This is a genomic window from Fischerella sp. (genome assembly GCF_013388695.1).
GTDB lineage: Bacteria > Cyanobacteriota > Cyanobacteriia > Cyanobacteriales > Nostocaceae > PCC9605.
This window is the reverse complement of sequence record NZ_JACAEU010000181.1, coordinates 18842-44222: the sequence shown is the minus strand read 5'-3', so window position 1 is coordinate 44222 and position 25381 is coordinate 18842. Positions and strand designations below refer to the sequence as shown.

The 25381-nt window shown below is 41.7% G+C and carries 26 protein-coding genes, 1 tRNA gene and 1 pseudogene; 12 read left to right on the top strand and 16 right to left on the bottom strand.

Translation table 11 applies throughout. The features are described 5' to 3' along the window. Positions 1-804: 804 nt before the first annotated feature. The 3 genes from HXY43_RS24680 to yidD form a co-directional block, all read right to left on the bottom strand. On the bottom strand, positions 805-1914 hold the full coding sequence (locus HXY43_RS24680) for a tocopherol cyclase family protein (protein ID WP_290889202.1): 1110 nt from the start codon (positions 1912-1914) through the stop codon (positions 805-807). Between the two features lie 170 nt (positions 1915-2084). Further along, positions 2085-3080: a DUF1350 family protein gene (locus tag HXY43_RS24675; RefSeq protein ID WP_290889199.1), complete on the bottom strand. Its 996-nt coding sequence runs from the start codon at positions 3078-3080 to the stop codon at positions 2085-2087. Between the two features lie 482 nt (positions 3081-3562). Further along, the gene (gene yidD, locus HXY43_RS24670; RefSeq protein ID WP_290889158.1) at positions 3563-3784 is read right to left on the bottom strand and encodes a membrane protein insertion efficiency factor YidD; all 222 of its coding nucleotides are present in this window, start codon (positions 3782-3784) and stop codon (positions 3563-3565) included. A gap of 58 nt (positions 3785-3842) precedes the next feature. On the opposite strand from yidD, the gene HXY43_RS24665 reads away from it, so the two are divergent. Then, entirely contained in the window at positions 3843-4553 is a 711-nt protein-coding gene (locus HXY43_RS24665) for a diacylglycerol/polyprenol kinase family protein (protein ID WP_290889156.1), read from the top strand. A gap of 91 nt (positions 4554-4644) precedes the next feature. On the opposite strand, the gene HXY43_RS24660 is transcribed toward HXY43_RS24665, so the two are convergent. After that, entirely contained in the window at positions 4645-5109 is a 465-nt protein-coding gene (locus HXY43_RS24660) for a hypothetical protein (RefSeq protein WP_290889153.1), read from the bottom strand. 312 nt (positions 5110-5421) lie between these two features. Between HXY43_RS24660 and HXY43_RS24655 the strand changes: the two genes are divergently transcribed. Together HXY43_RS24655 and HXY43_RS24650 are read left to right on the top strand one after the other, a co-directional pair. Beyond that, positions 5422-6123: a hypothetical protein gene (locus HXY43_RS24655; protein WP_290889208.1), complete on the top strand. Its 702-nt coding sequence runs from the start codon at positions 5422-5424 to the stop codon at positions 6121-6123. A 628-nt stretch (positions 6124-6751) separates the two neighbouring features. Beyond that, positions 6752-7363, top strand: a complete 612-nt coding sequence (locus HXY43_RS24650) for a hypothetical protein (protein ID WP_290889150.1) — start codon at positions 6752-6754, stop codon at positions 7361-7363. A 107-nt stretch (positions 7364-7470) separates the two neighbouring features. Here HXY43_RS24650 and HXY43_RS24645 read toward each other — a convergent pair whose 3' ends face one another. After that, complete coding sequence (locus HXY43_RS24645; protein ID WP_026732843.1) at positions 7471-7794, bottom strand: Rieske 2Fe-2S domain-containing protein; 324 nt, start codon at positions 7792-7794, stop codon at positions 7471-7473. Between the two features lie 202 nt (positions 7795-7996). Then, complete coding sequence (locus HXY43_RS24640; protein ID WP_197036029.1) at positions 7997-8152, bottom strand: hypothetical protein; 156 nt, start codon at positions 8150-8152, stop codon at positions 7997-7999. Between the two features lie 530 nt (positions 8153-8682). On the opposite strand from HXY43_RS24640, the gene HXY43_RS24635 reads away from it, so the two are divergent. The 5 genes and pseudogenes from HXY43_RS24635 to HXY43_RS24615 all read left to right on the top strand — a co-directional run bounded on the left by HXY43_RS24635 (position 8683) and on the right by HXY43_RS24615 (position 13797). Next, positions 8683-10062 carry a nicotinate phosphoribosyltransferase gene (locus tag HXY43_RS24635; protein ID WP_290889145.1) on the top strand — a complete coding sequence of 460 codons (1380 nt, stop codon included), beginning with the start codon at positions 8683-8685 and terminating at the stop codon, positions 10060-10062. Between the two features lie 90 nt (positions 10063-10152). After that, complete coding sequence (locus HXY43_RS24630) at positions 10153-10752, top strand: nicotinate-nucleotide adenylyltransferase (protein WP_290889142.1); 600 nt, start codon at positions 10153-10155, stop codon at positions 10750-10752. Continuing rightward, positions 10713-11459: an NUDIX domain-containing protein gene (locus HXY43_RS24625; RefSeq protein WP_290889140.1), complete on the top strand. Its 747-nt coding sequence runs from the start codon at positions 10713-10715 to the stop codon at positions 11457-11459. Before HXY43_RS24630 ends, HXY43_RS24625 begins: the two co-directional genes overlap by 40 nt. Positions 11460-11559: 100 nt before the next feature. Beyond that, positions 11560-13308: pseudogene (locus HXY43_RS24620) on the top strand (NAD+ synthase). A gap of 261 nt (positions 13309-13569) precedes the next feature. Then, entirely contained in the window at positions 13570-13797 is a 228-nt protein-coding gene (locus HXY43_RS24615) for a hypothetical protein (RefSeq protein ID WP_026732848.1), read from the top strand. A 126-nt stretch (positions 13798-13923) separates the two neighbouring features. On the opposite strand, the gene HXY43_RS24610 is transcribed toward HXY43_RS24615, so the two are convergent. The 5 genes from HXY43_RS24610 to HXY43_RS24590 form a co-directional block, all read right to left on the bottom strand. Continuing rightward, complete coding sequence (locus HXY43_RS24610) at positions 13924-15513, bottom strand: glycoside hydrolase family 57 protein (protein WP_290889137.1); 1590 nt, start codon at positions 15511-15513, stop codon at positions 13924-13926. A 490-nt stretch (positions 15514-16003) separates the two neighbouring features. Beyond that, positions 16004-16147 carry a hypothetical protein gene (locus tag HXY43_RS24605; protein WP_290889134.1) on the bottom strand — a complete coding sequence of 48 codons (144 nt, stop codon included), beginning with the start codon at positions 16145-16147 and terminating at the stop codon, positions 16004-16006. 196 nt (positions 16148-16343) lie between these two features. Then, positions 16344-16430 (bottom strand) — tRNA-Ser (locus HXY43_RS24600). Positions 16431-16730: 300 nt separating this feature from the next. Further along, complete coding sequence (locus tag HXY43_RS24595) at positions 16731-17237, bottom strand: HugZ family protein (RefSeq protein WP_290889131.1); 507 nt, start codon at positions 17235-17237, stop codon at positions 16731-16733. Positions 17238-17297: 60 nt separating this feature from the next. Then, complete coding sequence (locus HXY43_RS24590; RefSeq protein WP_367161503.1) at positions 17298-17639, bottom strand: response regulator transcription factor; 342 nt, start codon at positions 17637-17639, stop codon at positions 17298-17300. A 213-nt stretch (positions 17640-17852) separates the two neighbouring features. Here HXY43_RS24590 and HXY43_RS24585 point away from each other — a divergent pair, with 213 nt between their 5' ends. Then, the gene (locus tag HXY43_RS24585) at positions 17853-18173 is read left to right on the top strand and encodes a hypothetical protein (protein ID WP_026732877.1); all 321 of its coding nucleotides are present in this window, start codon (positions 17853-17855) and stop codon (positions 18171-18173) included. Positions 18174-18257: 84 nt separating this feature from the next. Here the strand turns inward: HXY43_RS24585 and HXY43_RS24580 are convergent, their stop codons facing one another. The 5 genes from HXY43_RS24580 to hemW form a co-directional block, all read right to left on the bottom strand. Beyond that, complete coding sequence (locus HXY43_RS24580) at positions 18258-18581, bottom strand: DUF2103 domain-containing protein (protein WP_026732876.1); 324 nt, start codon at positions 18579-18581, stop codon at positions 18258-18260. A gap of 5 nt (positions 18582-18586) precedes the next feature. Next, positions 18587-18913, bottom strand: a complete 327-nt coding sequence (clpS, locus tag HXY43_RS24575; protein ID WP_026732875.1) for an ATP-dependent Clp protease adapter ClpS — start codon at positions 18911-18913, stop codon at positions 18587-18589. 132 nt (positions 18914-19045) lie between these two features. Beyond that, entirely contained in the window at positions 19046-21079 is a 2034-nt protein-coding gene (locus HXY43_RS24570; protein WP_290889125.1) for an FAD-dependent oxidoreductase, read from the bottom strand. Positions 21080-21247: 168 nt separating this feature from the next. After that, positions 21248-21469 carry a hypothetical protein gene (locus tag HXY43_RS24565; RefSeq protein ID WP_290889122.1) on the bottom strand — a complete coding sequence of 74 codons (222 nt, stop codon included), beginning with the start codon at positions 21467-21469 and terminating at the stop codon, positions 21248-21250. A gap of 636 nt (positions 21470-22105) precedes the next feature. Continuing rightward, positions 22106-23293: a radical SAM family heme chaperone HemW gene (hemW, locus tag HXY43_RS24560; protein ID WP_290889119.1), complete on the bottom strand. Its 1188-nt coding sequence runs from the start codon at positions 23291-23293 to the stop codon at positions 22106-22108. Between the two features lie 251 nt (positions 23294-23544). Here hemW and HXY43_RS24555 point away from each other — a divergent pair, with 251 nt between their 5' ends. From HXY43_RS24555 to HXY43_RS24545, 3 genes are all read left to right on the top strand, one after another. Continuing rightward, complete coding sequence (locus HXY43_RS24555) at positions 23545-24621, top strand: PIN/TRAM domain-containing protein (protein WP_026732870.1); 1077 nt, start codon at positions 23545-23547, stop codon at positions 24619-24621. A gap of 6 nt (positions 24622-24627) precedes the next feature. After that, positions 24628-24840, top strand: coding sequence for a hypothetical protein (locus HXY43_RS24550; protein ID WP_290889116.1), 213 nt, complete (start codon positions 24628-24630; stop codon positions 24838-24840). 85 nt (positions 24841-24925) lie between these two features. Then, positions 24926-25246: a hypothetical protein gene (locus HXY43_RS24545; protein ID WP_290889113.1), complete on the top strand. Its 321-nt coding sequence runs from the start codon at positions 24926-24928 to the stop codon at positions 25244-25246. The last annotated feature ends 135 nt before the right edge of the window (positions 25247-25381 follow it).

The following is a 25381-nucleotide window of genomic DNA, read 5'->3' as shown; positions in this document are numbered from 1 at the left end:
GGGAGGGCATCTCGCTACCGCTTCTGGACAACGTGTAAGACCATCTAAAGGCACTGCTTTTAGAGGCAATGTTGGGTGAAGGAAGAATCTCCGCCGTTCTACGGCGGGGAGTTGTCAAAATTATAAATCGGCCACAGATTAACACAGATGGACACAGATAAATCATCGCTGTGCATGTGGTGTGTATCTGTGTACCTTCCGGGAAGTCAGTCTGCGTTTCCCAAAAACAACTGGACTATTGCTAATAAACATTCTGCCTTGCTTCGTGGATTCATTCACATTAGACGTAACTTCGTCGACGAGTCTGAGAACCTCGTTAATGAGTATTAGAACCTGATGAATCAGTCTCAGAATCAGATAAATCAGTCTCAGAACCTGATTAGCAAGTATTTAGAACTTACGCATTGACAAGCGGAACAAAAAGTGCATACAGAGGATTTAGAAAAATACTAGCGATCGCTAGTTAATAGAAGCATGAAAAACAGATAATTTAGCTGTCGGGTACTTTAAGTGGTGACGATACGGTAATTGATAAGCCTCATAGCAACTCAAAAATAACGGAATTAATTGGTTACTATTACTCAGGTAGACACCATCGTGCGCGATCGCCAAAATCAGTTTACCAGAAGGTGTCAACTTTGGCTTTACACTTCACTCTGAATACTTACAGAGTTTAAGTTCCCAGCGACCACCCTATCAAGTTAACCGCGTTTTGAGTGCAGTGCGATCGCTCACCAAGATTCCTGTAAAAACTATCACAGAGGCATTCAAGATTATTTGCAAAAGTCAGATGAAACGCTTTCGCTAGTAAACGCCGTACTCGCAACCGCCGAGTTCGCCATCAAATATATCAATTAACTCAAAATCTTTGCCTGTTCGCTGATACAGTTTCACCGTACCCGCCGCATAACCACCATTCCATAACTGATTGTGCTTTTTTTCCCCATCCGGATTTTCATAATTGATAAATAGCATTGTGTCTTTCGCGCAGGTGAAGTATATCTCGATTTTCGCCTGTTTATTCCAAGCAACGATATCCCAAATTACCTCCTTTTCGGTGACTTCGCAGCGAAACTTTTGGCGTGGGGACTGCCAAATTTTTGAGAAATTAAACTCATACAGTCGCTCCTCGTGGTAAAAAACAACAAGTACGCTGCGTTGCAAAGGCACACCGAAAAATACAGCTTTTGCACCACCCACATCCAAACTAGTCAGCGCCAGCTTTTTCTTTGTAGTGCGGCAGGTAAAATTGTTGCAATTGAGCCAAACCCAAGGATTTGTGTAGTCTGTACCCCAGTTTTTATCTTGATAGCCGTAACTTGTTTCGGGGGTGACTGCAAACTCCTCGCCGTTGAAGATAATTGTCCCGTTGTAGAGAGTTTTCATCCCTTGGATATGCCAATACATCTGAAAAGCATTGAGCGATCGCGCCAATTCAGATGCACCGCAACCCACACTATAGGAAAGCACCTTTTTCACCTCTAGATCCCAACTCATTTCCCCGGCGTCGGACATAAACTCTGGGTGTTCAGTGGCTTGTGTCTGTGAAAGCTTTACCGCACCTTTGATGTGAGTTTCCGTAGCGAAATTGTCACCAATACGTACATCCATTTTGTCAACCGAGGCAGTAAAATCTGTGATGCCATAGTAATTATGAATTTGTACCGCCTCATTTTGACTCCAGCTACCAGCCATGAGCATGGCGTAAGATGGTCGGATACCTTGGCGCTTATTTTCTTCCAGTTCACCTAAAATCGGCTCTTTGCCACCAAGTGCAGGATTGATCGCAAAATACTCAATGAAAAACGGTCTTTGCAAGCCACTACTTTTGCTGACGCCTACCAACGAGTGCCACCACCAATCGTAACCTCTCGTTGCTAATTTTCCTTGCAGCATGTATGCATTGCGACTCATTTTTTTTTAGTTAGTAGTTAGTGGTTAGTAGTTAGTAGTACCTCTGTAAAGATGTGACTTTTAAAATAAAGTTTTCTTTGTGTCTTTGTGGTTCAAAAGTAAGTTTTATTAACCACCAAGACACCAAGACACCAAGTTGAATCATGGAAAATCGAGCCAAGTTGGGCTAGTTATGCAGCTGATCGAGTAATTTTGCTAGAACGAAGTAGCAGTTCCTTGTGTTTCAGTTCCCCTAAGAATTTAATCGCCACACCTTCTAGTTGTCTAAATTTAATCGGTTGAATGAATTTATCCACTGGGTTTAAATCAACCACATATTCACCGATTTGATTGCCAACTGGTTCTAAATGTTTGCAATGTCTGCCTTTTACAGTCCGCGTGTCTGGTAGTTCTTGGTGCTGAATTTGCGGCAAGTTTTGCAACATCCAAAGTACATCACTATTTTCTTGAATCTTCGGGCTTTTGTCTTTGTCAGTTACACTTCCGGCAATAGTATCCTTATCAAAAGAAATCATTCCTGTTAAGTTAAATAACTTACTTTCTTTGATCAAGTACTGAGTTTGTTTTCTCGTAGGTAATACACCTAGACCCAGTCTATCCAGCGAATGTGCGATGAAAGCTAGAGGTTGAGGAACAGCACTTTCAGTATCACTAATATCAGGTGCAAGCAGTAAAGATGGTTGACCCTTAATATTGCATCTTTCTTTGGGAATGCTGCTAAGATTGTCTTTAATTTGTTGCAATTGGCCTTTACGAATTTTTTCGGGGATTTTTTCTAAAATAGTTTCCCAATCGTTACTGAGAAACTCTAGGAGAGTAATATATTTACACCCTAAGCTGTGACCAATCCAATAATATTTTTTCTTATCTTGATAGATGTCATATTGGTAATTTAATCTTTTAGCGATTTGAGTGATATCTTCTGCTAATACACCTTGTTCTCTCAATAAACTAATTGCGATCGGCCAATGACGAAAAGTAAACCTGAATGGTAAAGCAATGATTGTATAACCTTCTTCAAAAATCTTTCTTAAAAAATATCGATAAAATATAGTTGGAAAAGTACCGAAAAAAGCACCTCCTATAAATTGCACTACCCCTTTTGGATTGGGATGAATTGCAACCCAACTATGGGAAACCGGGTGAAACTTAAATTCTGCACTCATGTATATGCTCCCTTGCAGTAGAGAAATAGCGAAGTTCGGAAATCGCCACCCATGCTTGCAATTTCAGTTGCACAGATATCGCCTGTGTTTCAACAACATGGGGTTAATGTTTATCTGATTTTGTTGAACTATTGGGAGCTACAAAGTATAGTGATTCTATTCCGGATTTTGCCCAAATATTTTTTGCACCAACTAAAATCTAACTTTTTGTTTAGAAGATTATAGTTTTGTAGAATAATATGAAAAATCCTGTGAGTTACTTTCAGATACTCACAGGCTACTTCTTAAGTGAGGGTGTTAGTGCAAAGTAACACAACTCAGGTATATAGTATATATTTTGACAGAAATTTTAACAGCATATTCAAGAGTCAAGGGGCAATAGTTAGTAGTTAGTAGTTAGTAGTTAGTGGTTGGTTGTTGGTTGGTGGTTGGTTATTTCCAATGCCCAATGCCCAATGCCCAATGCCCACTCTCCCACTCTCCTACTCTTCCACCTCTGGTACTGGATCGTAACCACCTGGATGAAAAGGATGACAGCGTAAGATGCGTCGAATTGCCAACCAAGAACCACGCCAAGGCCCAAATCTCTCTATTGCTTGGATGGCATACATAGAACAAGTTGGTTGAAAGCGACAGGTAGGAAGGAATAATGGTGAAATGAATATTCGGTAGAACCGAATCGGCCAGATCAATAATAGTTTCAACACAGTCACGTTTTTCTAATAAATTGGTATCAAAGGTCAAAATTTCTTATATAAATCTTTGCTGTTACTAAGTTTGTTTCCCAGTTTAGAGTCAATTTCTCCTCTCGGGCTGCAAATTGTCAGCGTTGCAGCTTGGCTTTCCCTGATCATCCTGAGTGCATGGGGTGTTAATCGCTTTGCCAAAGCAGATCCAGAAATAGTCCGCAAGGTAGTGCATATTGGTACTGGCAACGTAATTTTGCTAGCTTGGTGGTTGCATATTCCTGCAATAGTGGGTATCTCGGCCTCGATTTTAGCAGGTACTATTACCTTATTGTCTTACCGCTTTCCCATTCTTCCCGGTATCAATAGCGTAGGACGGCGAAGTTTTGGAACATTCTTCTATTCTGTGAGTATCGGTATTTTAGTTGCCTGGTTTTGGCATCTACAACAACCCCATTACGCTGCCCTTGGGATTTTAGTAATGGCGTGGGGAGATGGACTAGCCGCAGTGATTGGACAACGATTTGGCAAGCATAAGTATAAACTTTTTGGAGGGCAAAAAAGCTGGGAAGGCTCCTCAACAATGGCTGTTGTCAGCTATTTCATCTGTAGTTTGATTTTACTGAGCGTACAGGGCAACTCTTGGCAAACTTGGGTTATATCTTTGGTAGTAGCTTTAGTTGCAACTGGTTTAGAAACTGTTTCGTTTATGGGTGTTGACAATTTGACAGTTCCTATAGGTAGTGCAGCCCTGGCTTTTTTGTTAAGTCAGTTTTTTAGTAGTTAGTGGTTAGTGGTTAGTGGTTAGTGGTTGGTTTTTTACCACTATCTACTATCCACTATCTACTAACAATCACCACAATAAATATGTCCATTCACTATCTGTGGTGATCGTATCTGCGATAGTAGAAATTGGTTTGCGGAAAATCTACGCCGTGACGAAACACTCTCCGGTAATTCGGATGATAGTAACGGTAATTGGGATAATAAACCCTTTGATAATGGGGTCTATAGTAATGCCGTCTGTAATAATGCTGCCTGTAATGAGGATGCCGCTTGTGATAGCGCGTTCTCTGGTAATGCCGTCTGTAATAACGTTGTCTGTAATGGGGATGCCGCCTGTGATAGCGCGTTCTCTGGTAATGCCGTCTGTGTTGACTGATTTTGTAATCTTGGCTGTGTATTGTTTGTTTTAATTCTGCTGTGTCAGCTTCTTCGGGTGAAACGATGGATGTCTGAATAGATGAGGGGATATGAACTTCATCTTTTACAGATGCTGTTGCTACCTCTAATCCCAAGCTAATAGGCAACACTAAAGCACTGACTACAAACTTCCAAAACATGATTGCGTGCTCCTTATTTCTCGTTCTTTGGCTCAATAACTCCCTATCTCTCACCTAAAAGGTTGGGAGGTTTATTTTTATGCTTGGTGGTTCACGCAGTTTTGATCTAATGCCAGAGAATGGCTAGTTTGAGATTCCGCCTGTTCAAAGAAGTAGGTTTGAGATATAGGAAAACAACTAATACGAAATCCATCCAGAGGATAGTTATTAGCGAACTTAGATCTAAAAATATTGTAATTTTTTGTTAAAATTTTACAAAAAGTTACATAACATGAGCGAAAACTCTTGAACATTTATAGCGAAAGATCCTGGATGACTGTTCTACCACTATCTCAACCACTGCTAAGTGAGAAACAAGAAGAGTTAGATATTCAAGATTTACAAGGTTTATTACGCCTTGATTGGAAAATTGGTAAATTCAAGCTGTGGTCAGGGTTTTATACGCGAATAGATCAGGTATTTATTATTTGGGGTCTTATTTGTGCTGGTATTTTTCTGACTGCCCAATTTTTACCGATTAGCTGGTACACGCAAGCAATTGTCTGGTCAGTTCTTACCCTCGTCGGTACGATGAGTATGGTGGTTTTTACATGGTTTTGGGTAAGTGTAGAAAGGCTGCGCTGGCTATTATATGGCTGGGTAATTTTAATGTTAGGAACTGTTGCGCTGACTGACATGGGCATTTTTTATGGTTGGGGTGCTGTTTTGATGCACCTGTGTCCTTTGTGGTTGACAGTCAGCGCTGTTGGTTACTTATTGACGGCTTGGGGAGTGCGATCGCGTACTTTTTTACTTATGGCTATAATTCACTTTGCTGGTATTGCTGTTTTACCTTACTGTTGTGGTTGGCAATTTCTCGCTACTGGTATTGTGATGGCGGTGAGTTTACTAGTGTTAGCTGAGTGGCAATGGGATATGCGTCAGTCAATCGATTTCGATGTGTTAACACTAGAGCAAAAATTATTTAATCAAACACAACAAGAGCTTCGTTTGAAGAAAAAAGAAAATTTTTAAATATTTCTGTAGATTAAACTACAATTTCTCAGTTTTCTTTCAAAATAAAAATGTGTAGCATGCATATATATATGAAAAAAGCATGTATGCTACACCATCGGCGCAGGAGTTGTGCTGTTTGTCCTGCTAATCGCTTCCCGAAGGAGAACGGCGTCAGGGCAGCGACTGATAGCTAATCGCAAACTAAAAAGTAAATAGCCAACATACCTTGTTGATTAGGAGTGGTGTAGGAGTTGAGTAGCAGTGGTGTAGGGTTTTTGCCGTTTCCCCTGCTTTACGGGTACTGGAGGGATGCTAAAACATCCATCAGAACAGTCTAAGGTGTCTGACACTATATAATCATAAAATTGGACAACTGGGATGTTGTGGCTTTTTAACAGAGACTCTTTTGTATGTGTATGAAAAACTTATCCCGCTTGAGAGATGTTTCTCCAAGCGGATTTATTTGTATTGTAAAGATGGTGTAAAAAGCATAACAGAATTTATGATACTTGACATATTATAAATTTGCTAAAGTCAATGCCAGAGACAGATTTGAAATTAAACGTTGCTGAATTATAGATAAAAAATAAATACGACATTTTTCAGCCAAAAAACCTTAAATCTTTTTAAAATCAGCAACGGCAAAATGAGCTTCTTTAATAATTCCGTACCACCACTGCGTCGCAAACAGGTCATTCCGAATATTCATGACTCAGAAGAATTCTGGTTATTTAACTGGCAAATTGGCAAAATCAAGCTTTATTCGACTTTTTATACCCGCATAGATCAAGCTTTTATACTTTGGGGTATTTTACTGATACCAATGTTTGCAACAGCGCAGTTTTTCCCTTTTAGTTGGAATTTGCAGGCTGTTGTTTGGTCAATTCTCAGCATGATTGGTACTGTAAAAATGTTCAGATGGACGCAGTATTGGGTGAAGCGAAGACACGTTAGCTGGGTGCTGTATTGCTGGGTACTGCTAATGCTATTCGGGATAATATTAACTGATTTGGGTATTTTTTTCGGTTGGGGAGAAGTATTATTAAATTTATGTCCCTTGTGGTTGGGATTAAGTGCTTTGGGATACCTGTGTACTGGCTTAGGAGTGCGATCGCGTACACTAATATTCATAGGCACACTTCACTTGCTGGCAATTTTCATTTTGCCTTATCTAGCCAGTTGGCAATTTCTCAGTACAGGTGCTTTGATGGTTTTCTGCCTGTTAATGTTGGCTGAACTTGAGTGGGATCATTGTTAAGGTTGTTAGTGGTTAGTGGTTAGTGGTTGGTGGTTGGTAGTTGATTATTCACAAAAAATTACTACTATCTACTATCTACTATCTACTAACTACTAACTACTAACTATCTATCCGCGATTCTGGAGCCATCCTACCATCACTTCTCCATCTTGAATCTGGACTTGATAAGTGGAAACCCGATGTCCACCTTGATGATCTGCCTCGCCAGTGTCAACACAAAAACTCCATTGATGCCAAGGACAGTAAATCACCTTGCCCTCTAGCCTACCACTTTGCAAGGGGCCACCCATATGTGGGCAAATGGCATTGATCGCATAAATATTGCCCTCAACATTGAATAATGCGATCGGTTTATCATACAACCCCATCACTAACCGACCGCTACCAGGAGGAACATCTTCAAGATTACAAACTTTTTTCCATTTAGTCATTAGTCAATGATTCGTTGTTGGTTGGTTGTTGGTAGTTGGTTGTTGGATGTTCCATAGACGCGCCTTCTTCGGCTTCCCGAAGGGTACAACAAACAACAAACAACTAATAACTATTCAAATGACAAGTAAAAAAGAAAATCGGTGGAATTTGGATTTTCTTGTCCACCGATTTTAATTTTGATTGACTCATCTTTTCTTTTATTTACCAATTATTGGCTGTACCTTCCTTGTATGGATCGCCTGTAAAGGGTTGTACACCAATGTTAGGATAAGCATCATCATTTGGGCCGAATATCCGTACAGCGGCTTCCGAAATATACTGAGTTATCCTAGCAATTAGATTGGAGATAGCTCTCATAATTAGACTCCCTTGTTGTGCTCGCTTTGATGGGATATCTATACTCTAATTCTAACATTTTTAGTTATCTGACATCCTCAATATATTTACATTTAACGCAATATTATTTGACAGATATTTGCAAAGATTCAACTAGTTAAAAAGGCAAATCTTACCTGTTTGATTATGATTGTAACTAAACTTAGTAATTGTTTGGTAATGGTTGGTGTTTGGTGGTTAGTAGTTAGTGGTTAGTGGTTGGTGGTTATTTCCAATTCCCAATTCCCAATGCGCAATGCCCAATGCCCACTCTCCCACTCTTCCATTCCCTATTCCCTTTTTTATTGGTCTGAGTGTACGCAGTTTATGACAGCTTATTATTATTCATTATAACTATTACAAAAGTTTAAATATTGGATAAAAATTGAATTAAATAAACTGTAAAAATACTAACAACAGTCTTTTGCTTACAAAGCATAGTCAAACATTGACATTATTTATGGTGAAAACTACCATAAACTAAAGAATGATTCTGGAGAGGGGGCGATCGCATGACGTATTTCCCAGGTGTGTTGAACCAAGAATTAACTCTGTGTGCTGATGATTACAGCCTGTTGACAGACCTTTACCAGCTGACGATGGCAGCTTGTTACACGGGTGAAGGTGTAGAACAACGACGGGCAAGCTTTGAGTTATTTGTCAGGAAACTGCCAGAGGACTTTGGCTATTTAATCGCGATGGGACTGGCGCAAGCATTGGAATATTTGGAGAAATTTCGCTTTAGTGCTTCCCATCTGGAGGCTTTGCAGGCGACGGGAATTTTTGCTCATGCACCCGATCGCTTCTGGTCGCTGCTAGAATCAGGAGGTTTTAGCGGGGATGTGTGGGCAGTACCAGAAGGAACAGCAGTATTTGCCAATCAACCTTTGTTACGAGTGGAAGCACCTTTGTGGCAAGCCCAATTGGTGGAAACCTATCTACTTAATACCCTAAACTACCAAACTTTAATTGCCACACGAGCGGCTAGAGTGCGTGATGTGGCGGGCGAACAAGCAAAGCTGCTGGAATTTGGTACTAGACGGGCGTTTAGTCCTCAAGGGGCGCTGTGGGCGGCGCGGGCGGCGTTGGCAGCAGGTTTCGATGCCACTTCCAACGTGTTAGCTGCACTACAACTAGGTGAAAAACCAAGTGGTACGATGGCACACGCCTTAGTCATGGCACTAACAGCAATGGAAGGAAGTGAAGATCAAGCGTTTGCGGCGTTTCATCAGTATTTCCCCGGTGCAGCGTTATTGATTGATACTTACGATACTATCGCTGCTGCTCAGAGATTAGCCGTGAAGGTCAACTCTGGACAAATGAAGTTGACTGGCGTGAGGTTGGACTCCGGTGATTTGGTGGCATTGTCAAAACAAGTGCGATCGCTCCTACCTAGTGTAGCAATTGTAGCTAGCGGAGACTTAGATGAGCAGGAAATTCACAGGTTAAAAACTGCCAATGCTGAGATTGATGCATATGGAGTAGGGACGCGACTAGTGACAGGAAAGCCTGTGAATGGGGTTTATAAATTAGTAGAAATTGATGGCATTCCGGTAATGAAAGAGTCAAGTGGCAAAATGACTTATCCGGGACGCAAGCAAATTTTTCGTTCGTTTGCAGAAGATAAGGTGAAAGCAGATTGTTTGGGATTAGCAGATGAAAGTCGCCAAGGAGGACTACCTTTGTTGCAACTGTTTATGAGAGAAGGTAAACGGGTGCAAACTCAAGAGACTTTGGCAACAATTAGACAACGCACAGCAATCTCCGTAGCAAGTCTACCTCAAGAAACCCGACGTTTAGAAAATCCAGTACCGGTAGCAATGGAAATTTCTGAACAGTTACGGGTTTTGACAGAGAAGACGCTGAAAAAACCAGCATTAGTTAGTGGTTAGTGGTTGTAGAGACGTGCCATGGCACGTCTGTACATTGGTTAGTGGTTAGTGGTTAGTAGTTAACAATCAACAAACAACAACCAACAAAAAATGAGAATTGCCTTATTTGGAACAAGTGCCGATCCACCAACTGCTGGGCATCAAGCGATTATCAAATGGTTGTCACAGCGTTACGATCGCGTAGTGGTTTGGGCAGCAGATAATCCTTTTAAATCCCATCAAACCCCTTTGGAACATCGGGTGGCGATGTTACGACTATTAATTGCCGATATCGATTCGCCATCACATAATATTAGCTTGGAACAAGAACTCAGCAGCTTGAGAACGCTAGAAACCTTGGATAAAGCAAAACAACGTTGGGGAGAAGAAACTGAATTTACTTTAGTGGTAGGTTCAGATTTGCTGACTCAACTATCGCGTTGGTATCGAGTTGAAGATTTGTTACAGCAAGTACAACTTTTGGTTGTGCCACGACCGGGATATGTAATAGATCAATCTAGTTTGCAGGCAGCGGAAAATCTAGGAGCAAAAATAGCGATCGCTCAATTAAATGCTCCAGATGTTTCTTCAACAGCCTATCGTGAACATGGAGATGCCGAAACTCTCACACCCCCTGTAATTGACTATATTCATCAACAGCATTTGTACAAATGCCAGGACGCACCCAAAAAAAGCTTGCAGATCCGCTAAATCAACAACCTTTGGCTGATTTCAAAGTCGGTGTTGACAATGTAATTTTTTCCGTAGATACAGCCCAGAACCGACTGTTAGTATTATTAGTCATGCGACAGCAGGAACCCTTTTTAAATTATTGGGGTCTTCCCGGTACTTTAGTGCGTCGAGGCGAATCGTTAGAAGATGCTGCCTATCGCATCTTAGCTGAAAAAATTAAAGTCAAAAATCTTTATTTAGAGCAATTGTACACATTCGGCGGGCCTCATCGCGATCCACGGGAAGCAACCAATAGTTATGGGGTGCGTTATCTCAGTGTTAGTTACTTTGCCTTGGTGCGATTTGAAGAAGCCGAATTGATTGCTGATAAAGTTGCTGGTATTGCTTGGTATCCAGTTAAGCGAGTACCGCAATTAGCTTTTGATCATAACGAAATTCTCGCATACGGACACAGACGACTAAAAAATAAGTTGGAGTATAGTCCGGTGGCTTTTGAAGTTTTACCAGAAGTCTTTACTTTGAATGATTTGTATCAGTTATACACTACGATTTTAGGAGAAAATTTTTCCGATTATTCTAATTTTCGGGCGCGTCTACTCAAGTTGGGTTTTCTATGCGATACCGGAATTAAGGTATCGCGAGGTGCAGGGCGTCCAGCTACTTTATATAAATTTGATGCGGAAGCTTTTGCTCCCTTCAAAGATAAACCTTTGGTGTTTATTTGATTAACTGCTACGCAGAGTCCAGGGTCAAAAGTCCAAAGTCCAGAGTGTTTTGACTATTGACCCTTGACTATTGACTATTGACTCTTGACTAAATCTAAAGATGAAAATTGCGATCGCTCAACTTAATCCTACCATTGGTGATTTGCCAAAAAACGCCCAAAAAATTCTAGAGGCAGCACAACAAGCAGTAGTACAAGGTGCGCGTTTGTTGCTGACACCGGAGTTGTCTTTGTGTGGCTATCCTCCACGGGATTTATTGTTAAATCCCAGTTTTGTTGAGGCAATGGGCATTACTTTGCAACAATTAGCTAGAGATTTGCCACCTAATCTAGCAGTACTGGTGGGAACGGTAGAAGAGAATTTCAAAGCCCATTCTACTGGTGGTAAAACTTTATTTAATAGCATCGCTTGGTTAGAAGCAGGCAAAGTACAGCAAATTTTTCACAAACGACTTTTGCCTACTTATGATGTCTTTGACGAACGCCGCTATTTTGAACCAGGTTTGCAAGCCAATTATTTCACCCTAGATGATATTCATATTGGCGTTACTGTTTGCGAAGATTTGTGGAACGATGAAGAATTTTAGGGTAGACGCAGTTATACTGCCAACCCGATTGCGGACTTAGCAATTTTAGGTGTGGATTTTATTGTCAATTTGTCAGCTTCACCTTACACCGTCACCAAGCAGCGGTTCCGCGAAACCATGCTAAGTCACAGTGCGGTGCGTTTTCGCCAACCGATTATTTATGCTAACCAAGTGGGTGGCAATGACGATTTGATTTTTGATGGCAGAAGTTTTGCCTTAAACCGTCAGGGTGAAGTTATCTGTCGTGGACGTGGTTTTGAAACCGATTTGCTAGTAGTCGAATTTGACGAAGAGGCACGGGATTTACAATTGGGTTCCGTCGCACCCAACTACGAGTGTGAAGAAGAAGAAATTTGGCAAGCATTGGTTTTGGGTGTGCAAGATTATGTTTGCAAGTGCGGCTTTAATAAAGTAATTCTCGGTTTAAGTGGCGGGGTTGATTCCTCACTCGTAGCAGCGATCGCCACAGCAGCCCTTGGTAAAGAAAATGTCCTCGGTGTCTTGATGCCTTCTCCCCACAGTTCTCAGCATTCTATCACTGATGCATTGGCTTTGGCAGAAAATCTTGGTATCAAAACGACTACATTGCCAATAGGGGATTTAATGCAAGAATATGACAAAACCCTAGCCGATTTGTTTGCGGGTACACAATTTGGACTGGCAGAGGAAAATATTCAATCCCGAATTCGGGGTAACTTACTGATGGCGATCTCTAATAAATTTGGTTATCTTCTGCTGTCTACTGGCAACAAGTCAGAAATGGCGGTTGGTTACTGTACACTCTACGGCGATATGAACGGCGGTTTGGCAGTCATAGCCGATGTTCCCAAAACCCGCGTTTATGCACTGTGTCGTTGGTTAAATAGCGATCGCGAAATCATTCCCCAAAACGTCCTTACCAAAGCACCCAGCGCCGAACTCAAACCCGGTCAGGTTGACCAAGATTCTCTGCCTCCATACGATATTTTGGATGACATCTTGCAACGCCTCATTCAAAATCACCAATCACCCGCCCAAATAGTTGCTGTCGGACACGATCCAGTTGTTGTAGACAGAGTAATTCAGATGGTGGCACGTGCGGAATTTAAGCGGCGACAAGCACCTCCAGGATTAAAAATCACCGATCGCGCTTTTGGTACTGGTTGGCGCATGCCTATTGCCAGCAATTGGCTTGCTGTTAAAAATACTTACCAGGCAAGAAATATCCCTACGCCTTCCTTGGCACGCTGGGACGGGCGAGATGCCCATCCCAGGATTAAGTAGTGAAATGTTTGTAAAAGGGTACTGGGTACTGGGGATTGGGGCATAAAAATTATGAATTATGAATTATGAATTATGAAATTTTCAGCCCAATCGCATTCATCATTCATAATTCTCACCAGTCTCCAGTCCCTAGCCCTTTGAATTTTTAAGTGCGGAATACCCTACCCCTTTGATCGGGATGCACACCATGACTTGTTTACAAGCTTTTGTTACCTTTATTTACATAAAGCAACATAAATTAAACAAAGGACTGGCGATATGATGAGTATCTTGATTGGATTATTTGTTGTTGGTTGGGTAGCGGCTTCCGTATTAGGTTCTCTGGCTTATTTCCTGGGAGAACAGAGAAAGCCCATCCACGAGCGTAACTGGCGTTCCGAGTCTTTTGAAAAATTGGCTAAGTCCATCACTGGCAAGGAAACAGACTATAGCGATCGCACTCCTGCTTATGGGATGGATGCCTATGCCAGCAACACACTACCTAGCTAGAGTAATGGGGGGTGTTACGCTGTTGCTAACGCACCACCCCCACCAAAATTTCTATAGAAATAGTTCCCAAATTAAATCCGGTTTCTCTGTCTGAGAAACCGGATATTTCATTAGTTCTATTTTTAATTACAACGGACGATAGACGCGGTAGTTGATATTAGGAAATACATTGTCCATAAATTCGACTTTTTCTAACCAACCACTGTCGATTTTGCCGATATTAATATCTTCGTAGAGCTTGTTAAAACGCATCAAGTGCGATCGCGTCCGTCTGACTGCATAGGGAACCATCGTTCCCGTCCGCATAATAAACGCCCAGTCAGAAGATTGTGCTAAAAGCAACTCTCGCGCTGCTTGGTTCAGCGCTTTCCACTCCAGTTCATCGACTGCTTCTCTTTTAGAGAGTTCAATCATGCGTTCGGCAGCTTTATGCAAATGTGGGTAAATCCACGCATTTGTGTCGTTTAACCAATACTCATGGAAACCTTTGAAACCCCAACTAGACTGAGAGGGACGGCAAACCTGCTGAGTCGGATATGCGCGTAAATAATCAGCCAAGTGAGTCATTTGATATGTTTGTTGGTCATACCAGGACTTGCGGAACAGGTAATCAATAAACCAAGGCCCCTCATACCACCAGTGTCCAAATAATTCTGCATCGTAGGGCGAAACCACAATTGGTGGACGCTGCATTATACCGTAGAGATGCCCAATTTGCTGCTCGCGATTATACATAAAATTAGCAGAATGTTCAGCAGCTTTTTCCCTTGCCCAATATGGATCGTAGAGTGCTTTATCTCCTAGACCTAAGCCACGACCAGTAATTTTATGGTATTTAATACCAGTATTTTTTCGCTGACCGTTGGGCATAATGTAGGGCTTGATATACTCATATTCAGCTTCCCAGCCCAAGTCTTTGTAAAACTCTCGGTATTCCGGCGCACCAGGATAACCTACTTCCGAAGACCACACCTGTTGAGAAGATTCATGGTCACGTCCAAAAGCAGCTACACCAGTTTCTGTAAAAATAGGGGCATAAGTGCCAAAGCGTGGACGAGGACGAGCATAGAGGATACCATGTCCATCAATGAGAAAGTAGCGTAATCCAACATCTGCCAGCATCCGCTCTAAACCTTCATAGTAGGCACATTCTGGCAACCAAATACCCCTAGGAGGACAACCAAAATTTTCCTCGTAGTGTTCATATGCTACCTTCAACTGTGCCCACACTGCTTGCGGATACATTTTCATGAGTGGTAAGTAACCGTGGGTAGCACCGCATGTAATGATTTCGAGGTTATTTGTGTCTTGGAACTGCTTAAAAGCTGTCACCAAGTCACCTTTGTAGCGTTCCCAGATTTGTCGCGTGGCGTTAAATTCACTAGCGTAATGTTCGGCTAGATATTTGATATGACCATGATGAGAATTATGCTCAATTTCAAGCTCTGCAAGTTCTTCTAGTTTTGCTAAATGAGCATCGTAGCGTTCTTGCAGCAGAGGATCGCGCAGCATTGACACTAGAGGTGGTGTCATGCTCATCGTGATTTTAAAGTCAATCCCGTCTCGCTTTAACCCTTCAAAAACTCGTAGTAAAGGTATGTAAGTTTCTGTAATAGCTTCATAAAGCCATTCTTCCTCTAGCACATAGTCACTTTCTGGGTGACGGACGAAGGGAAGATGTGCGTGCAGTACTAGCGCAACGTAGCCAATAGCCATAATGATTCCGGGGTGGTACTAAATATATCGGACGATAGGGATTTGGCAGAAGTTAACAATATTTTAAGACTTTCTGGGGATCGTAACAGGCTTTAGCCAACACTTTACAGTGGCTAATACTCCACACTAGGGAAGGGAAAAAGGCAAAAGGTAGAACAAGCCAGTCTTTTCATCTATTTTTTGTCAACGGTATTTTGTCTTTTGCAAAGCAAAAAGCTAGATTTGCAGGAAAAAGACTAAGTAGGAAAGGTTAAAAGTGTTTGTCCTTTTCTTCTACTTCTATTCCCGCAAGAAGTTTGTTGTTAGCTTATCTTGTTATTGGTCTCCTGAAACATAAGGACATTGTTAAAAGTGAAAAAGCAAATTGCTTTTTTTCTTGCCGAGCAGTAATTTATTTCATCCCCTTTTTCTGATGTTTTCGGCTATTAAAGCAAATAATCGAGGTTGGCGATCGCACCCTTGGCCAACGGCACACAATACCCGAAGCACTCTACTTATCCTGTTTATCCTCATCAAGTGCCTTTTGGATTGCTTGCCTACAGAATTCAGCAGGGTTATCTTTTGCTTTTACCTTATCTTTCATTGACTTAGGCATTTTGATAGTCATACTTTGTATAAGCTTGCCCGATCGCATTATTTCACCCTCCATAGCTAATAGTAAAAATCGTCAGACACCATGTCTGACGATTTTAGACATAAGATGCAGCTAGACGGTAGATAAGTAAAAATACTTTATAAAAATGATTAACAAAATTGGTTGAAAAAGCCACTTCAACCATTACTTCAACCAAGTCGTGTTGACTAAAAAAGCTAAAAGTCTTATGGGTAAACGGAGAGGGTGGGATTTGAACCCACGAATAGGTCGCCCTATTAACGCATTTCGAGTGCGCCGCATTCAACCACTCTGCCACCTCTCCAGGTGATGGAGATACACAGTATACTCCAAAATTATATTAAATAGCATTCTTTTCCAGCGTAGCACGATATGAAGATAAGTCTATATCTGGCGGTCGCAATAAATTGATATTTTCAAAATTTGTCAGGGAATTAGGCGATTATAGATGCAGCCTAGCTCCAATGCAAATTAAGTAATACTGAAGTGAGAGAGCCAGAGGCTCTTAATTCTCGTTACCAGGTTGAACCTGGTAACGAGGGTGATAAGCTTGTCTGGGGGCACCTGCAACTGCTGCAAGATGTGAATCAAGGCAATCAAAATCTCAATTTTTTTTCTCACTATTCCCAGGAGTAGGTTTTAACTTGTTGAGATTATCGCCGCTAATAGAGTAGGCTGCACCAAAACCAATCACAAAACGCCCTTGTTGAGGAGTGAGTTTAAAAATGCGAAAATCAAGTAAACCGCTTAATACTTCGATAATTTCACCAAAACGAGCATGAAATTGATTAACGATTTCCTGCCATATATCGGTTTCGCGCTCTATCAAGGTTGCCGTACAATCAAAAGTTAAACGACGACGGGCAAAAATTTGTTCTGTTTTACCTTCATCTTCAATCAACATCACACTGGCATGAGGATTAACAGAAAGGTTTTGAGTGTGAGTTGAAAGACCGCTGACATAAATATAGATGTTTTTTGATTCATCCATTACAAAAGGAGCATAGCTAGCATCGGGTATTCCTTGATTGCTAGCTGTGCTGATAATTGCACTTTGGAATTTTTGAATAAAAACTTCGTACTCTGCTTGGGCTTTTTCGATATTGTTCATGTTATTTGTTGGTTGTTGGTGTTGGTTGGAATAATACCAAACAACTAACAACCAACAACATTACAACATAATCAAACCTAGCCGCACACCAACAGTTACAGCCTCAGTACGTGTTGAGACACCCAGTTTTTGAAAGATAGAAGAGATGTGAAATTTAACAGTATGCTCAGAGATTTGCAAGCGTTTGGCGATCGCCTTATTACTTAGCCCAGAACCAAGCATGTCTAAAACCTCGATTTCTCGGGGTGTCAATGCTTGCACTGGGTTAAGCAAGGCTGGATTTGATGCACTTAACTCTGGCAGATTCAGCAAATATTCAACAGCATCGGGGTGCAAAACTACTAATCCAGAAGCTACTGCCTCAACAGTGGCAATAATTTCGGACTCTGTGCAGACATTCAATAATACACCTCGTATATCAACAAAGAACCACAGTTCAGAGTTTTTCCTGATGACTATTGACTGTAAACTATGGACTAATAACTAATTTATTAATTCGTAGCAATTATTTACATATTTTGTAGTATTATATTTTATTTTGTAACTATTTAATTATCCCAGTAGGTCTATTCCTTTAGACTGATCTTCAATAGAAAACATTTGGGATAAGCACAAATGCATTCGGTAAATCTTATTTGTCATGAATTTGTTATTGCTGTCTCTTTTGTCGCTTGTGTTGTCGGTCTAATTATATTGTTGGATAACAAACAGCAAAAAGATGATACAGACGCAACAGAGCTAGTTTTGTTTAGAATGACGTTCTCTTATTGGCTCGTTTACTGTGTTGCTTTTGCCATTGAAAAAATTCTTTTACCAAATTGGGAAGCTCTACAAATGACTTTAAGAATTACTACCGCTCTGTCATATTTTTTAACATTTTCTTGCATTGTCAGCCTGCCTCTACACAAATTCGCAATGCGACGGGTTGAGGAATAGTTGTTAGTTAGTTGTTGTTAGTTAGTTGTTGGTGGTTGGTAGTTGGTGGTAAACAAGTAACAAACAACAAACAACTACCAACTATTACTTTTGCATGGCGATCGCCAATGCTTCTTCGAGTTGTTCCTGTGACAAAGTGGTCAAGATAAACACTTCTTGCACTGTTTTACCTTGACGTGCGATGACTTTAAAACCCCCACGAATTGGTACAGACACCCGCAATTGCAACTTTGGACTGTGACCTTTCACTCTTCCAATTTCTCCTGGTGTTATTGTTTGAATTCCATCTAACTTGCAGAGACGTTCCAAAATGGGAATCAGACCAGAGATATGGGTTGAGTGATTCCAAACTAATCTGCCATCTTTGGCAGGTGTTGCCTTACGAGTGTCTGCGGTGGGTTTAGTCATGATTTTTACGCTGCTTCCAGAGGAGCCATTGTTAAACCAGCTCGACGCAACTGCTGGTGATAAAGTTCAGCTGGTTCTTGGGGCCCAATCCAAACAATGGCTTGACCCTCGTAGTGTACCTGGTTAGTGAGTTCCCAAGCGCGATCGCTAGTCATCCCCGGAATATATTTCATCAAGCACTCAGCGACATGCTGAAAAGTATTAAAATCATCGTTCAAAACAATGACTTTATAATTCGGGTAGCTCTTGCGGGTAACTTGACTAGACCGTTCAGGAGCTACAGTTGGTGCCGTTGCCATCCCGTAAACAGCTGCTGAAAGTCTTGTAATCATAAGAATACTTAGCCAACGGATCTTTACAAAACTACATCACAAATAACAGTTTAGTCGATGGTTAGTGGTTAGTGGTTAGTGGATAGTGGTACACAACCAACTACTAACTACTAACTACTAACTACTAACTAATTATTTCCAATCTTCCCAATTTTGATTAAAAATCGAGGTATCTGGGAAAGCAGTAGGGTTGCCGTTTTCTTTTAACAACCTTTGCAGGGCAATAAGTTGCGGTTCAATCTTTGGTAATTCATCCACTAATTGGTAGGGAGCGATATTATTTTTCAAGGCAAAAGCAGCCGTAGTCCCCGCCGCAGCACCAGCAGACCATTCAAAAGAGTGTACTCTATACGCTGCCGCTGCAATGTGGCTCGTCGCAATACTTTTACCTCCAACTAGTAAGTTATCAATTTTTTGGGGAATCATCGCCCGCAGGGCTATTTGGAAGGGGTAAGCTTGTCCTGCACCACGTCTTTCACCTGCACGTTCCGTATTTCCGGGTGCTTCTGGCGGGCTTTTGGTCATGCAAGGATGGAAGTCAATTGCATAGTGACCAATACCGATCGCATCCGGGAAGATAGTAGAACGAGTTCGCCTAGCAACATTTTCTGGGCGCTTTTGTCCAGTAAGCACCGACAAAGCTTCTAAACCAGACAATGCTGCTTTCAAGCGGCGATACTCAGCAGGTGGAAGTGCCTGGCGGTAATATTCATCATCGTAGTTGCGGCGAGAAATATCAATTTCCCAAATACTAAAGCCACCAGGTGCTCCCCAACTAGGACGTCCAATGATACGTCGCCCTTCGCGCATATACGGATATTTTGACAAGCCATGTGCTGTCCCCATCGGTGAATTCAGCCCAGCAAGAAAGCGATTATTCGATTGCGGCTGCTTGACAGCTTTTCCTAGCTGGGAATCTGTAGTACCTGCTACTAGCCAATAATAGTAACCTAGAGCATGTTCCTCAGCATTACGCAAAGCTTCTATCCGCAATCCACCCATCCAACCATCTGATTTCAACTGCCCGGTAGCTTGGAGTTGTTGGCGAGTATAAATGAGGTTATCCTTAGCAGTTCCAGGGCGATAGTCGTTACCCCAAGTCCAGTTTTGCATGGAAATGTCGCCTGGTGTAGGAGCTGTAAAAATTATACCGCCGAATTTCATTGTTTCTCCTTTGTGGGGACTCTTGATGCGGCGGTAGGTGAATACTAAAGGAAAGCTTGCCAATCGTGATAATTCATAGCTGTAATAGGGTGAATACTGTTGATAGAATGGGGGCATTGTGTGCTGCTTGGGTTCGCGAGTAGCCTCCATTGCAAATGTGTAAGTAAAGCCTTGAGTGCAATAGGGATCGTTAGTAGCACTAGAGGAAGAAGGCTCTAAATAAGAACGAGCGTCTATGCCCAAGCGATAGGGGACATCAGCAAGACCGATAATTTCTCCGGTTTCAGTGGTATCCATAACATACCAGTTAGGAGCATTACCTTTTTTTGCTCGCTTGGGAGCAAAGCGAATAATGGTTTTGGTAAAGCGAGACGAGTTTTGGTAAGTATAGGCGTCTTTAATGGTTTGAGATAAGGGAAACGTGTTTAACGGTGGTGCGTTGGGGGCTGGCCGATGTTGGATGGCGATCGCATTATTAATTATTTTCCCATCCGCACTAATATTTAAGTCCTTAATTACCGTATTCGGAAACCATTGCAGTTTGCCCCTACCTTGTTTTGCTGCGTCTTTGAGCATAGAAGTCAAAATTTCATGACCATCGCGGGGCATAAAACAAGAATCGCTTACCCAGCAATCACCAGGATTGAGTTTTCCGTACTTGCGTTCAATCCGCTTTCGCAAATCCAAGTAACCGCGAGAGTAATATAACTTGGCACGCTGGGTTGGTCGTTCGTCAAGTGCAGAAGTTCCCTGAGAAGAAATTTGTCCTCCTAACCAGTCAGTAATTTCTGTCAAGCAAACTGTTTTACCTGCCAGTAACCCCTCGTAGGCGGTAGCAGCACCAGAAAGTCCGCCACCAACCACAAGAATGTCACAGTTTACTGTTTTGTCAGGGGTTCTGGGTGTTGCGGCAATAACGGAGTAAGGTGCAATAAAACTAGAAATGAGAGTCAGACTAATTAAAGATGTTTGAGGAAAGGCTACTAAGTGTTTGCGCTTCATGTTAAATCTGATTCCGTTCAGCTCCTACATCAGAATTTATACCTTAGCTCTTAATTAAAAGTTAGGGGTAGGCTCTTAAATCCGTCACAACAGGATGAAATTCCTATCTTGCCAGTAGAGATTTGCCACGGCACGTCTCTACGCAGCCAGCAATTTATTTTACGGCTCTTAATTAAGTGAAGATTGCAGTACGTTCATAAATTCGTAGGTAAACGGAAGTGAAGCAGCAATAATCTGCCACAAAACTGTAGCGGTTGTGGCTTCTGTGGCACGTTCATTTCCAATGAGGTTGTACAGTGCACTAAACAACTGAGTATGCGACAAGATGGCAGAACCTTCGCCCTCATTGGCACCAGCAAGATTTTGCTGCATGAACTCGCTAATGTTCACTTGTTTCCTCTACATATTGATGATTTAATGCACAACTGAGCGCTTCTGCTGACCTAGTGGCGTGACCTGGCTAATTTGATGCATAAATATAACTATTGTGGGGTAGGCATCTTGCCTGTTCTGGGCGGGCAAGATGCCTACCCCACAAGAAAATCATAATGCGCTATTTTAAGGCGGTCATGCTACTAGGCTGACACTGAAGAACGATTGCTTACTATTTTCTAATAAAAAGTTTAATCAGATAGCCCACATTAACGTGTAGAAATAAAACGTTCAAACTTTTCACGATTAATGCAGTGTTTACTGGTGCAATTAATGTACTTTTAACAGTAAATATAAGCAATCCAACTACTTATTAGCCAGCAATTTTTCGTATATCTCCCCACAATGGGATCAAAAGTCGAAAGTTTGCATATATCTACCCATGAAGGGATAAAAAGCCGAATTTTTCTACAAAACATCCTAAATTCCAAGTCTTTTATAAACCATTCACATACGCTTTGGCAGCTTAACTTGATTTTGAACTCGAACAGATAACCTCGAATACTGCTTCTACCGACAACCTAAGCAGTTTAACTACAACCAGTCTGTAGTTACCTGGCAGTGCGACCAAAACTGAACACTCTTGCTTGACCCCTAATTCGATCCCAACTCAGCAAACAACTTTGCCAAAACCACATTAGAAAACAAAAATCCATCGGGATCGGTTAAGCGCAACCTTTCTCCCACAACTTCCATCCAGCCTTTCTCAAAGTACAAATCGCAACACTTCCTAATCTCTTCTACCTTGTCTTCCCCAAACTGTTCTGCCAACACTTCTAAACTCACACCTTCTGCCAAACGCAACCCCAGCATTAAGGTTTCTAACAAAATTTCATCAGGTGATGTGACTTCACAATCAATCACACATCCAGTTTCTACCCATTGATAATATTCCTTTGTTTTACGCGGACGAGTAAACCGCTTCCCCTCTACATAACTCGCTGCACCCATGCCAAAGCCATAATAGGGGCGATTTTCCCAATAAACTCGATTATGCCGACATTGGTGTCCTAGTTTAGCATAGTTGGAAATTTCATAATGCTCGTAGCCTGCACCAGTTAAGATTTGCTGCGCCATTCGGTACATTTGCACCGTCATTTCATCGGTTGGTAGAGGAGCAGCACCAGGTTTATAATAACGACCAAAGGCAGTTCCGGGTTCGATAGTTAGATCGTATATAGATATATGTGTCGGTGCGATCGCAACTGCTTTTTCTAAATTCTCCTGCCACCTGTCTAAAGTTTGATGCGGCAATCCCGATATTAAGTCTATGCTGAATTCGGGAACCCCGACTTGGTGAATTAACTCCACTGCTGCAAAAATATCAGCAACGGTGTGCGATCGCCCACAGACTTGCAACAAATCTGTATGAAACGCTTGTACACCCAAACTAACACGGTTGATCCCGGCGCTGCGATAGCCTTGGATGTGTGCTAAATCGAACGTACCTGGATCTATTTCCATAGAAATTTCTGCACTAGGATAAATATCAAATTTTTGTTTTAAAGCTGTCAATATACGTTGTAACTGCTGCACAGATAGAAGAGAAGGAGTACCACCACCAAAAAAAATAGTCTCCAGAGGTTGACCAAAATCAGGCGCGATCGCAATTTCTTTACATAGCATTTCTACGTATTCAGAGACAGTGCCAGATGTTTCACCGCGCAAGCGATCGCCCAAAACCGAGATGGGAAAATCACAGTAAAAACATCGACGCCTGCAAAAGGGAACATGTATATAAGCAGCACTGGGAATTCCTGAAACTATATATTTTTGTGCCATTTTGAGTAAAAATTAAAATATCATTCTAAGAATTACAAAACATGAATATTAATACGTTATTAACAATTTTTTATCGTTTTCCAACAAAAAGATGACAAAAATAAAGCATAAAAATCTTTGGTTATAATGATTGCAGATGTTATCTGTCTCAGCCTTTAGGATGAAGCTCATATATTGTAAATCTGTCTTAGCGATAAGTTTAAAAATACTAGACTGATTAGCTAACACAGTTGTAGGAAAGCAATACAACCATGCTTGATGCAATTATCATTTTCTCATTCATATTCGCAGCAGCAGGTGTAGGGTTCTATAGTATCGATTTGCTACCAAGCGGGGCACTAGATCGAGTGACGAACTTAGAGGCTTTGCGCTTAGTTGTTGCCGCTTTTGCTGCTATTATTGGGGGCGCAGTCGGACTGAGATTCCAGACCGAATATCGGCGTCTAGAGGCGCAAGTCCGGGAAATGCCGTTTGAAGTCATCTTGACTCGGGCGATCGGTTTAGTAATCGGGTTGCTGGTGGCTAACTTGATGTTAGCACCAGTGTTCTTGCTGCCAATTCCTGTTGACTTTAGCTTTATCAAACCACTGGTAGCAGTTGTTGGTAGCATTGTGCTGGCATACACCGGCATGAATCTAGCAGACACCCACGGACGCGGATTGTTGCGTTTAATTAATCCCAACACCGTGGAAACAATGGTAGTAGAAGGAACACTTAAACCAGCTAGCACAAAAGTTTTAGACACTAGTTGTATTATCGATGGTCGCATCGAAACACTACTAGAAACTGGCTTTTTAGAAGGACAGCTTCTGGTACCGCAATTTGTTTTGCAAGAATTGCAACAGGTTGCAGATGCCAGCAAAGACCAAAAGCGGGTGCGGGGAAGACGCGGACTAGAGATTCTCAACCGGATCAAAACAATGTACCCCGATCGCATTTTGATCAACCCTGTGGACTACGATGATATCACTACCGTAGATGCGAAGTTAGTACGGTTTGCCCAAGAAATCAACGGCACACTACTAACCAATGACTACAACTTATCCAAAGTTGCTAGCGTTCAGAAAGTGCCTGTTCTGAATGTTAACGATTTAGTAAACGCTGTACGTCCCACCTACTTACCAGGCGATAACATTGACCTGAAGATTCTCAAAGAAGGTAAAGAACCCAGCCAGGGAATTGGCTACTTAGACGACGGCACAATGGTTGTTGTTGAGGAAGGTAGTAGTTATGTGGGTGGTGAATTGCGGGTAGTCGTTACCAGTGCTTTGCAGACTACTGCTGGAAGAATGATTTTTGCCAAACCGCAAGCTTCGGCATTGGCATGAGGAAAAATGTCAAGTTTAAATTTGATCAAATCCTCTGAATCGGTGCGGATTGGCTGCACCGATTCTTTTTTTGCGATCGTTTCTTCAGTGGTTGGTTGTTGGTTGTTGTACAGACGTGCCATGGCATGTCTGTACATTGGTTGCTGGTTATTTCCAATTCCCAATTCCCAATGCCCAATGCCCACTCCCCCACTCCATCTCAGTGCGATCGCCAATTAGATGGACATGATATTATTTATGCGCTGTCATAAAAGTAATTGATTAAAATCAACAATAAAAAATAAAAAAATAATAAAGAATTAGAATGAAAGCGATAAAATTTACTGTTTTGACAGCTATTACTAGCATTGGGTTGGGGATCGTTAGTTATTGGGGAACGGTGGCGATCGCATTACCGCCACCAGAAGATACACCAGAAGAAATCTTACGGACAGAAATTATCACCGCAGCGCGATCGCCCATTGATGGCAAACCCCTAACAGCCGCAGAATATGCACAACTGCAAGCCCAACTGCAACAAGCCCCACCACCAAAACTGAGTCCTAACATACGGCAAAATATCTTTTTGCTGAACCTGCGTAAAGCATTACTTCAGCTTTTCCCATTTTTGGATACATTGATTTAGTCAAGAGTTAGTGGTTAGTAGTTAGTGGTTAGTAGTTATTTTTATTTACTCCCTATCTCCCCCTCTCTCCCTCTCAAGTACTATGATCGTGGAGACAAAAATTGCAAATAAATGTAAAGAATATATATAGAACTT